Source organism: Sinorhizobium sp. RAC02 (assembly GCF_001713395.1).
In the GTDB taxonomy this organism is placed as follows: domain Bacteria; phylum Pseudomonadota; class Alphaproteobacteria; order Rhizobiales; family Rhizobiaceae; genus Shinella.
In genome coordinates this window covers 125,786-134,728 of the sequence record NZ_CP016451.1, presented here as the reverse complement: position 1 = coordinate 134,728, position 8,943 = coordinate 125,786, and the positions used below count along the sequence as shown (strand labels likewise).

The following is an 8,943-nucleotide window of genomic DNA, read 5'->3' as shown; positions in this document are numbered from 1 at the left end:
CAGTATCCTATATTAGACCAACACCAAATACACCGCCGGAGGTGGTTTTTGAATTACTTGTATGAAATTTTTCTTTTTGACCGTTTCCTCATAATGACGTGACTGTCACTTCCTATCCACATATTATACTGAGCTAATTCATCAGCTGCGGGACGTTCGAAGAGATGGGACCACCTGATCAGGTCGGCCTCCGTCATTTGAAACGCGCCGAAAGGTCGCTCTTCATTGCGACGCGATACCCGTTCCCACAACTCCGCTAAGGGAGGATCGAGAAGGCAAAGGATGACCTTTGCTCCAACACTGAGTGCAGCGTTGCGGAGATCATCACGTTCCTTTCGTGACCAAATTCCCCAATCAACTATGACATTGCAGCCTAGTTCTAGAGCGCGAAGGGCTACTCGCCATTGAAGTTTCTCGATCTTGGCTCGAAGTGGTCCATTTTCGGCTTCGTCTGTCGTCATTTCCGGGAATAGTGCTTGGAGCCAATCGTCGCCAGTCAGACGAATTGCGCCTGCGCTTTGCTCGAGTTGCTTGGCCAATGTTGTTTTGCCCGAGCCAGGCAGGCCGCAAGTGAGGTAAAGTGTGGGTGATTTCGGCATAGTCATCTGACCTTTCACATTCTCATGGCCATCCCCTTTCCAGCGACGAACCATGTGGTGTCGGGCACTACAGATTGAAAAACCAACGGCACCAGGGGATACATCTCACAGCCGTCAATTTTGTGAGAAACGTTCGCTCACTCAGCGATCAAGGATAGATGAATGTTGCCATAGTAAGCTTGGCCGGATGGCCACTCCTTTCGATCGAAAATTCAAACGTTCGCTGCCCCATGCAGATTCAACCCTGCAGTTTTCGCAGAAGAAACTACGAAGCGGTCGCTGTCTGTGACCCCATGTTTGAAGCTCAGCAAATCTGTAAATCCAACCTTCAATCGATGATGATGTCCTTCCCTGCTGCTCGCAGCGCCGCCAGACCATCCCTCATCGTTTGCAGTTGCTCCGGGCTGTGACCCTCCCACTGCTTGATTTCTCCCACGATGCGAAGGGGCTGTCGTGAGCGAAACGACCGAGTGGGGTTGCCTGGAAATTTTTTGTCGGTGAGATTCGGATCATCTATGAATTCGCCGGTCGGCTCGACCACGTAGATTCTCTGTCTCCCGTCACCCGATGCGAGCTCCGCCCCCCAGATTGCAGCTTCTAGGGTTTGACTGAAGTAGACCCAGGAAAGCGGCGTACGATCTCCATGATTTGATGCGTACCCGACTGATATCAGGTCACCAATTTTCAGATCGGCCCGCGTCCCGTGAAAAAAGGGATCCGAAGGGGTGGCACTGTTCATTTAAGTCTCCAACAAAAAAATCATTTAGACACAGAGTTGCGGCCAAACACCCCATCACCATACAAGCGCTGGTGATGGGCTAAATTCTAACTGACCGACGCCGACCCCTGAGACACCTGCGACCGCCAAATGGACGAGGTTAACTCGTAGCGGACATCTCCTTGCTCGGAGCCGGGAATAGGATGGCGATAGGCAAGATGGTCGGTTCCGATATGTGTCATTCCAATCTTCTCCAGGACGCGGCGGGAGCGTTGGTTGACGGTCATTGTCGTGCCAAGAACGGTTTTATATCCACCCTGTTCGAAACCCCATGCCAGCAGCAACGCCGCTCCTTCAGTCGCAAGACCTGAGCCCCATTGACGGCGACAGAGGCGAAATCCGATCTCTGCGACTGTGTCACTCTGCGGAAAGAGCGAGAACCAGCCTATGAAGGCTGCGTTTGGTTGGCTTCGTGCTGTCCATACAAACGATTCGTCACCACGTGGCATGAGAAACTCAACATGATCAGGGTCGGTCCGTGAATGATCAACGGCGCCACCATTGAGGTATCGCATGACTTCAGCATCCTGCTCCAACGCCAGAAAGTCTGAGCGGTCGTCCGACGTGCAGCGGGCTAGGTACAGCCTCGCTCCAACAATCTTACTCATATAAAATCCATCTCGTTTATTTAACGATAGCCCAGAAAACCAACGGCTCCCTGTCCTAAGCGTCCCTTCCCCGTCCGCTACGGTCGGCGAGCGCAAGTGGCTGGTATGAGCGCTCCTAAGCAGCCGTGTAGCTAACAAGGCTAATTATGGCACTGGCGTCGCTGATCCCGCCTTCAGAGCGAATTTCCACTTTCACATGCCACAGACTTGACCTAGCCATAAACGGAGGAATACACTCCGTTTATGGCTAGGTCAAGATCCCCATCTCGTAAGAAGCTTTTTGGAGATTCTGGAGGTAGATGAGAGTAGTCCATTGCACGGGACCGGCAGCAATGCCTACGTGGTTGGGATCGCTTTTTAGGCGTCCCCAACGAGTTGGATTTGTCAACAATGCGAGCTGACGCGCAAAGAAATCGGACACGGCTCATTGAGGCGGCTGTTAAATTAATACTCGAAGTTGGCGGCGAGCCTTCACGTGACGAGGTCGCGGCGCGCGCCGGCGTCGGAATTGGAACTTTGTACAGGCACTTTCCGGACCAGCAGTCCCTTCTCCATGCCGTGGCTCGTCAGGTTTTGGAAGAGAGCATCAGCGCCGGGGAAGCTCTGATTGACACAGCTTCCGACAGCATCGACGCGCTACGTCAATACATGCACGCCGCTCTTGATTGCGGCATTGGAGTGATAAACATTATTCATCCGCGTCTGGAGAAGCGAGACTGGCCTGACCTTCTTGCCCGTGCAAACGCACTCATGACGTCGATGGTCGACCGTGCCGTACGGGACGGTTCACTTCCCGAAGATTTCGCCGTGCGTGACATCGTGTACGCCTTGATACGCTTTGCTCGGCCCCTAGCAATTGGTTTGCCATTGCACGAAGAGCGATCGATCGCCCACCGCCACCTCGATTTTTACATTGATGGGCTGTGCGTCGAGCGTTAATGCCTGAACCTGTCCCGAGATCTAGCACGCGCCGGCCCTCGACCACGTAGGGATGATCAAGCAAGTAGCGGGCGAGCGCCAATCCGCCGCCCCAGAGATACGCCCAATAGGGCGTTCTGAAGTGTTCATATCGCTCCGCCAGCCGCCGCATACCGCTCCTTGGACCTGCCGTGTGGAGCAGAATTTCCGGCACGGTCGGGACCGGGCCGAGGACGAAATCGTTGCGGATAAAATGAGCGAGTCCGGCTGCGTCTATCGATTCGATTGCCGTATCACCGACATGGCCGATTGATTTCAAGGACTGCCGTTTCCCGACCGGATTTGGGCGACCCCGCGCACGGCCACGCGGAAGGCCTCATCGAAGTTGACGCCGCGAACCGTCCAGCGCTGTTCCATGCCGCCAGCGCTCAGCCGCCAGGTTGCTACCCAGCCCAGATCGGCGTCGCTCCACATGAGCCGGCCCACCAGCGGCAGATCGGCGCCGACCGCTTCGGCCCTTTCTGAAAGTTCGTGAGCGGCGGGACCTAGCGCCCAGGCGTCTATATCGCCCTGCGCCGGAAAGCGAACCTCCATGGCCATCGGTTCGGCGCCAAGCGCAAAAGACTCCCGCATCGCGAGATCACGCGGATCGACAGGAGAAACACGGTAAGGCGAGCCGTTAGGCTGGACATCGAGGAAGACGGCAAGCGTCGGTCGCTTTTCGAGCCAGGGACGGCTTCCGAGTTTAGCAAGCACATTGTTGATAACCGCGAGATCGTAGCGACAAATCAGGTCGTGCGGGCGGTCGTAGGTGCCCTGTTCGTCGTGAATGGCTTTTCCCGCCAGCCGGTCGCGATAGGAGAAGGAACTCACATAGCCTCCTGCGCTGGCCCGGAGCCGTTCGTAGCCTGGGTTTTTCGGCAGCCGCTGGTCGCCCGACACACGGATCAGTACACGCTCAAGGCAATCCCTAAAACCGGGCTGACGGTTCTTTTCTCCCTGTCCGGTCACGATTGCCCTAGCAACATAGAGGTCGTCGATCTGGCGCGCCTCTACCTGTGGCGCTGGTATCAGCAAAGAGAGCGACAGGGCCGCCCATATCTTGATGTCCTGCATCGTCCCAATCCGATCACAGAGGCTGTTGACTGATGTAACCTGTTAGGTAGTTACATGAGCTGTGCGAGGGAATCAAGTTATGAGGGGTGGCGTTGCCAGCCAACGTCTTGCTTGCAGATCATGCTGTCGCTGCTTAAATGGTTACATGGCCCGATCAGCAGCCCCTTTGCCCGCGCTGCGCGCGTATTTTTCCGACCTTGGACGGATGCGGATGTTGGCCGGGGATCCGGCGCTCGATTTCGCCAACACCTTGCACTGGCGGGGCGGCAGTCAGGTCGATTTCATCCCCAGCTATTCTGCCCTGGTGGAATGGTCGTTGCCGGCCGGGCTCCTGACTGAGGAGGAGGTTGGCTTGCTGCAAGGCCAGGCGCCCGACAATCCCGACGACGCCGCATCGGCACATCGTGCCGCCTTGTACCTGCGTCGAATCTGGCGTGATCGGCTTGAGCATCGAATGAGTTCCCCCCGGATGGACGAAACGATGCAGGCGCTACGCACATTACTGGCTGAGATGCTCGGTGATGGCGGACTGCATTCGGAGAAGGTGCCCGGCAGGAACAGCGATCCTGGATCGCGCTTCATGCTACCGGTTAGACGCGTAGCTCTGGCGATTGCGAGCCTCGAACTCATACCCATCGAGAGGCGTATCGGCCGATGCGAAGGCGATCCTTGCGGCGGCTTTTTCCTTGACAGCTCGAGGTCGAAGCCTCGCCGCTGGTGTTCGATGGATACGTGCGGCAACAGAGCCAAAGTACGTGAATATCGCGGCCGCATCCGGGCAGAGGAAGTGACCGGGGACTGATACGGTCAACGCATGTTGGCAGCCGCAAACAGTGCAAATTTGCCGAGACAGCCCTGCCAGCCCAAGGCATGTTCGTCGCGCACAGTTACATCGGCGAAGCGCTCATGGTGAATGCGAACTTCGGTACCATCGGGGTGATCGAAGAAATTGACATGCAGCAGAGAAGGCCCGGAGCTGTGCGTGTCTAGCATCCAAGTGTAACTCAGCGCGTCCGGAACTTCGACGCGGGTGAACGTGCCGCTGATCCATATGATCTGACCATCCGGCCCCAGGTTTGCAAGCCGGTAGCTGCCGCCCACCCTGAGGTCGATCTCGGCGACCGGGCATGTAAAGGGCGGTGGGCCCCACCATTGCCGGACAAGCTCGGGATTCGTCCAGGCGGCAAACACCTTGCGGCGCTCGGCCTTCACCACCTGCGAGACAAATAGCTCGGTCGGCTGCATCAACTGTCATCCCGGCTTTCGACGAATTGCGCGAGGCCGTGCAGCTGGCTCGTCCAAAACTGCCGGTAATGGGAAATCCAGGCATCGGCGTCGGCAAGCGCGCCTGGCGCGAGCACGCAGGCCTGGCTGCCCCCCTCCTGCCGCCGCTCGATCAGCCCGGCCTTTTCCAGCACGAAGAGGTGCTTGGAAATGGCATTGACCGACATGTCATAGGGCCGCGCCAGCTCGTTGACACGGGCGGGCCGAACGCTGAGGTCGGCAAGTAGTCGCCGCCGGGTGCGGTTCGACAGCGCATGGAAGATGGCGTCGAGCGTTTCGTCTTCAGCTATCATGATTTTCGTCAACCATATGGTTGACGCCCCTGTGTGCGTGGTCTAAAAGATCAATGTCAACCATTCAGTTGACGAATAGCAGTTACTCCCATAGCGATCAACTGGCACGACGTCGAAAGGCGGCGATGGCAGGGGGATTGCCTGTCATACGGAAAAGGAAGGACTTCATGCTTCTGAAGGGAAAGAACATCGTCATTTTCGGCGGCAGCGGCGCGATTGGCACCGCCATGGCCAAGGAATTCGTCGCGGAAGGCGGCCGCGTGTGGCTTGGCGCGCGAAACCAAAAGCGCCTGGATACCGCGGCAGACAAGGCGGGCGCCGCCAGCGGCACTATCGAGACATTCAAGGTCGATTGCCTCGACGCGACGGAGACGACGGAGGCCCTGTCGATTCTTGGCGCCCGCATCGGCGGCATTGACGTCGCGATCAATGCGACCAGCTTCATGCACGATCAGGGCTCCAATATCGATGACCTTGATCTCGCTACTTTCATGAGTCCGGTGGAGAATTTCCTGAGCTCTTTGTTCAACAGCTGCAAGGCGGTGGTGCCGCATATGGGCAAGCGAGGCCAGGGCGTCATCCTCACGCTCTCGACGCCTGCCGGACGCACGGCACCTCCTGGCCATCTGGGCTATAGTGTCACCTGCGCAGGCGTAGAGGCCTTCTCCCGGGTTCTGGCAGCAGAACTGGGGCCGCGCAACATTCGTGTCGTCTGTTTGGGCCCGCATGCGATTTCCGATGCCCCGCAGGCGGGGTCCTATACTGGCGAACTCTTTGCACCAAAGGCCGGTGCTCTGGGACTGACGGTCGACCAATGGCTCGGCGGCGGCGCCCAGACGACGATGCTCGGGCGATTGCCGACACTGGATGACGTGGCGCAAACGGCAGCCTTTTTGGCCTCCGACAAAGCCCGGTCCATGACGGCCGCCTACGTCAACCTGACGGCGGGAATGATTCCAGAGTAGGAGTCTGGCGGGAGCTTCGTATAACGGTAGTCCCGGTCGAGGGACTCCGTCATCAAATGGACAATCTTCGTAAGCAAGTAGGAGCAATGATGTTCACGTCTTCCTTCTTCCCGCTGATCTGAGCCGCGAAGCGCTGCTCAATCAGTTTCTTTTCGAAAAGATCAGAATGGCCCCGCAGTGCGGGCGCCATGGGAGACCATCATGCCAAATCAACACCATACCGGGCTGACTGCTGTTCAGGTCCAGCAATTCATCGACGAGGGTTTCATCAGGATAGATCACGCTTTCAGTCCTGAGTTGGCGGCGCAATGCAGGGCGGAACTTTGGGCCGAGATCGGACTGTCGCCTGAGCGGCCGCAGGAATGGCGCCAGCCTGTCATCCGCGTTGCCGGAAAGTACACGCCCCCGTTCGTGGAGGCTGCCAATACGCCGAGGCTGCGCGCCGCCTACGACGACCTCGTCGGAGTGGGTCGCTGGGTGCACCCCCGCGGACTTGGCTCTTTCCCCATTCGCTTTCCATCCGCAGAGCCGCCGGGTGACGATGGCTGGCACGTCGACATGAGCTTCGGCGATTCCGCCGATTTCATGGAATTGCGGGTCAATGTGAAGAGCCATGGTCGAGCCCTACTCATGCTTTTCCTGTTGTCCGATGTTGGCGAGAAAGATGCCCCCACTCGGATTCGAAAGGGTTCACACAAAATTATTGCGCGCGAGCTTCTACCCCATGGCGAAGCGGGACAGTCGCTGAGGCAACTGTCGGTCAATGGTTATGCGTCCTCTGCCAATTGCCCAGAGGAATTGGCAACTGGTCCGGCCGGTACCGTTTTCCTTTGCCATCCGTTCCTGGTCCATGCGGCACAACCTCACCGGGGCAGTCAGCCTCGCTTCCTAGCGCAGCCACCGTTGGTGCCGAAAGGGGAGTTCGACCCGGCTATCCCGCCGTCTCCGGTCCAGATCGCCATCCGACGAGCCTGCGATCTGACCTTCTGACCTCATCAACCTCAGGGACGCAGTTTGCGCTGCGTCCCAATTCTAGTCGCCGATGCGGGTCCGACGGGCTCAATCAGGAGGTGAGGTTCATGAACCCGTGGCGGCATTCCTTCTGGCCATGAGAGTCTTACAGCCGATCTCGAGAGTGTCTGAGCACAAGGCGCTGGCCGCAATTCTGTTCGCTTGGGACGAAGAGACGGGGCCGCCTTTTCATGAATGAAAAACGCCGTGCAATCTCGGTTGTGGCGGCAACGCCGGCCCGTATGAAAATGTTCACCGCCAATCTTCGGTCTTGGCCCGGACCCGGGCCAGATTGTTGTTTTTCCCTTCTGGACTGAAATGAGGAGATGAAAATGATCACTACCCGCAAACTTGGCCGTAGCGACATGTCCGCGCCGCCCATTGGCATGGGCTGCTGGGCGATCGGTGGCCATTTCACAATAGACGGCATGAACGACGGATGGGGCGACATCGACGATGCGCAATCGATCCGGGCCATTCATGTCGGGCTGGAGCTGGGCGCGACGCTGTTCGACACATCGGATGCCTATGGCACTGGCCACAGCGAAGAGGTGATCGGCGAGGCTTTGAAGGGAAGGCGCGGCCAGGCCATCATCGCGACCAAGTTCGGCTACACCTACGACCGTGATCGGCGTGCGCTCATCGGCAGTGATGTGAGCAAAACCTACATCGAGTGGGCCTGGACACAATCTGCCAGGCGGCTCGGGACCGACTGCATCGATCTTTACCAGATCCATGTGGGCGAACTCACCGACCAGCAGGCCGATGAGGCCGGCGAGGCGCTTGAAACGCTGGTGGATCAGGGCCGCATCCGGGCCTGGGGATGGAGCACCGGCAACGTTGCAGCCGCTCGCCGCATGCTCAAGTTTCCAAATTTCGTCTCGATCCAGCAATCGCTCAATGTGCTGAATGATGCTCCGGAACACATCAACCTGTGCGAAACCGGCAGATTGGCAAGTTTGAACAATTCACCGCTCGCCATGGGCCTGTTGTCGGGCAAGTTCGGGTCCGGCAGCCAGTTGCCGAAAAGCGATGTCCGCGCCGCCGGCCACAGCTGGGTTCGCGATTTCGTGGACGGCAAGCCACGGCCCGAGGTGCTGCAGAAGATCGGCGCCATTCGCGACCTGTTGCAGACGGGCGGACGCACCACGGCACAGGGCGCGCTCGGCTGGCTGCTGGCCAGATCGGAGAACACCTTTCCCATCCCCGGCTTCAAGACCGAGGCGCAGGTTCGCGACAATCTTGGCGCCCTCCAACTGGGCGCGCTGCCGCCTCCGGTGATGCAGGAGATCGACGGTGTGCTGGCTGAGCTCGGCTAGACGGGGCCAAGTTCAGTATTTCGGAACCACAGGAACAGGATGAGGAGACGAT

General features: G+C 58.1%; 11 protein-coding genes. 5 read left to right on the top strand and 6 right to left on the bottom strand.

The annotated features are described in order from the left end of the window. Window positions 1-53: 53 nt before the first annotated feature. The 3 genes from BSY16_RS31485 to BSY16_RS20510 all read right to left on the bottom strand — a co-directional run bounded on the left by BSY16_RS31485 (window position 54) and on the right by BSY16_RS20510 (window position 1,985). Entirely contained in the window at window positions 54-599 is a 546-nt protein-coding gene (locus tag BSY16_RS31485) for a P-loop nucleotide/nucleoside kinase family protein (RefSeq protein WP_083243039.1), read from the bottom strand. Between the two features lie 328 nt (window positions 600-927). Then, complete coding sequence (gene arr, locus BSY16_RS20515) at window positions 928-1,338, bottom strand: NAD(+)--rifampin ADP-ribosyltransferase (RefSeq protein WP_069061755.1); 411 nt, start codon at window positions 1,336-1,338, stop codon at window positions 928-930. Between the two features lie 86 nt (window positions 1,339-1,424). Then, complete coding sequence (locus tag BSY16_RS20510) at window positions 1,425-1,985, bottom strand: GNAT family N-acetyltransferase (protein WP_069061754.1); 561 nt, start codon at window positions 1,983-1,985, stop codon at window positions 1,425-1,427. Between the two features lie 390 nt (window positions 1,986-2,375). Here BSY16_RS20510 and BSY16_RS20505 point away from each other — a divergent pair, with 390 nt between their 5' ends. Further along, window positions 2,376-2,924, top strand: a complete 549-nt coding sequence (locus BSY16_RS20505) for a TetR/AcrR family transcriptional regulator (protein ID WP_069061753.1) — start codon at window positions 2,376-2,378, stop codon at window positions 2,922-2,924. 294 nt (window positions 2,925-3,218) lie between these two features. On the opposite strand, the gene BSY16_RS20495 is transcribed toward BSY16_RS20505, so the two are convergent. Then, window positions 3,219-4,019: a DUF2066 domain-containing protein gene (locus BSY16_RS20495; protein ID WP_069061751.1), complete on the bottom strand. Its 801-nt coding sequence runs from the start codon at window positions 4,017-4,019 to the stop codon at window positions 3,219-3,221. 166 nt (window positions 4,020-4,185) lie between these two features. On the opposite strand from BSY16_RS20495, the gene BSY16_RS20490 reads away from it, so the two are divergent. After that, a complete protein-coding gene (locus BSY16_RS20490; protein ID WP_171902458.1) occupies window positions 4,186-4,821 on the top strand; it encodes a CGNR zinc finger domain-containing protein in 636 nt (211 codons plus the stop codon). A gap of 5 nt (window positions 4,822-4,826) precedes the next feature. Here BSY16_RS20490 and BSY16_RS20485 read toward each other — a convergent pair whose 3' ends face one another. Together BSY16_RS20485 and BSY16_RS20480 are read right to left on the bottom strand one after the other, a co-directional pair. Continuing rightward, window positions 4,827-5,264: an SRPBCC family protein gene (locus BSY16_RS20485; protein WP_069061749.1), complete on the bottom strand. Its 438-nt coding sequence runs from the start codon at window positions 5,262-5,264 to the stop codon at window positions 4,827-4,829. Beyond that, window positions 5,264-5,596: an ArsR/SmtB family transcription factor gene (locus BSY16_RS20480; protein ID WP_069061748.1), complete on the bottom strand. Its 333-nt coding sequence runs from the start codon at window positions 5,594-5,596 to the stop codon at window positions 5,264-5,266. Before BSY16_RS20480 ends, BSY16_RS20485 begins: the two co-directional genes overlap by 1 nt. A gap of 167 nt (window positions 5,597-5,763) precedes the next feature. Here BSY16_RS20480 and BSY16_RS20475 point away from each other — a divergent pair, with 167 nt between their 5' ends. The 3 genes from BSY16_RS20475 (at window position 5,764) to BSY16_RS20465 (ending at window position 8,891) form a co-directional block, all read left to right on the top strand. Further along, entirely contained in the window at window positions 5,764-6,561 is a 798-nt protein-coding gene (locus tag BSY16_RS20475; RefSeq protein WP_069061747.1) for an SDR family NAD(P)-dependent oxidoreductase, read from the top strand. 201 nt (window positions 6,562-6,762) lie between these two features. Continuing rightward, window positions 6,763-7,551: a phytanoyl-CoA dioxygenase family protein gene (locus BSY16_RS20470; protein ID WP_069061746.1), complete on the top strand. Its 789-nt coding sequence runs from the start codon at window positions 6,763-6,765 to the stop codon at window positions 7,549-7,551. A gap of 353 nt (window positions 7,552-7,904) precedes the next feature. Continuing rightward, window positions 7,905-8,891, top strand: coding sequence for an aldo/keto reductase (locus BSY16_RS20465; RefSeq protein WP_286157256.1), 987 nt, complete (start codon window positions 7,905-7,907; stop codon window positions 8,889-8,891). The last annotated feature ends 52 nt before the right edge of the window (window positions 8,892-8,943 follow it).

Bases quoted from the DNA above. Each gene is read 5' to 3' on its own strand.
- BSY16_RS20475 (WP_069061747.1), top strand. From the start codon at position 5,764: ATGCTTCTGAAGGGAAAGAACATCGTCATTTTCGGCGGCAGCGGCGCG.
- BSY16_RS20465 (WP_286157256.1), top strand. From the start codon at position 7,905: ATGATCACTACCCGCAAACTTGGCCGTAGCGACATGTCCGCGCCGCCC.
- BSY16_RS20495 (WP_069061751.1), bottom strand. From the start codon at position 4,019: ATGCAGGACATCAAGATATGGGCGGCCCTGTCGCTCTCTTTGCTGATA.
- arr (WP_069061755.1), bottom strand. From the start codon at position 1,338: ATGAACAGTGCCACCCCTTCGGATCCCTTTTTTCACGGGACGCGGGCC.
- BSY16_RS31485 (WP_083243039.1), bottom strand. From the start codon at position 599: ATGCCGAAATCACCCACACTTTACCTCACTTGCGGCCTGCCTGGCTCG.
- BSY16_RS20480 (WP_069061748.1), bottom strand. From the start codon at position 5,596: ATGATAGCTGAAGACGAAACGCTCGACGCCATCTTCCATGCGCTGTCG.
- BSY16_RS20505 (WP_069061753.1), top strand. From the start codon at position 2,376: ATGCGAGCTGACGCGCAAAGAAATCGGACACGGCTCATTGAGGCGGCT.
- BSY16_RS20470 (WP_069061746.1), top strand. From the start codon at position 6,763: ATGCCAAATCAACACCATACCGGGCTGACTGCTGTTCAGGTCCAGCAA.
- BSY16_RS20485 (WP_069061749.1), bottom strand. From the start codon at position 5,264: ATGCAGCCGACCGAGCTATTTGTCTCGCAGGTGGTGAAGGCCGAGCGC.
- BSY16_RS20510 (WP_069061754.1), bottom strand. From the start codon at position 1,985: ATGAGTAAGATTGTTGGAGCGAGGCTGTACCTAGCCCGCTGCACGTCG.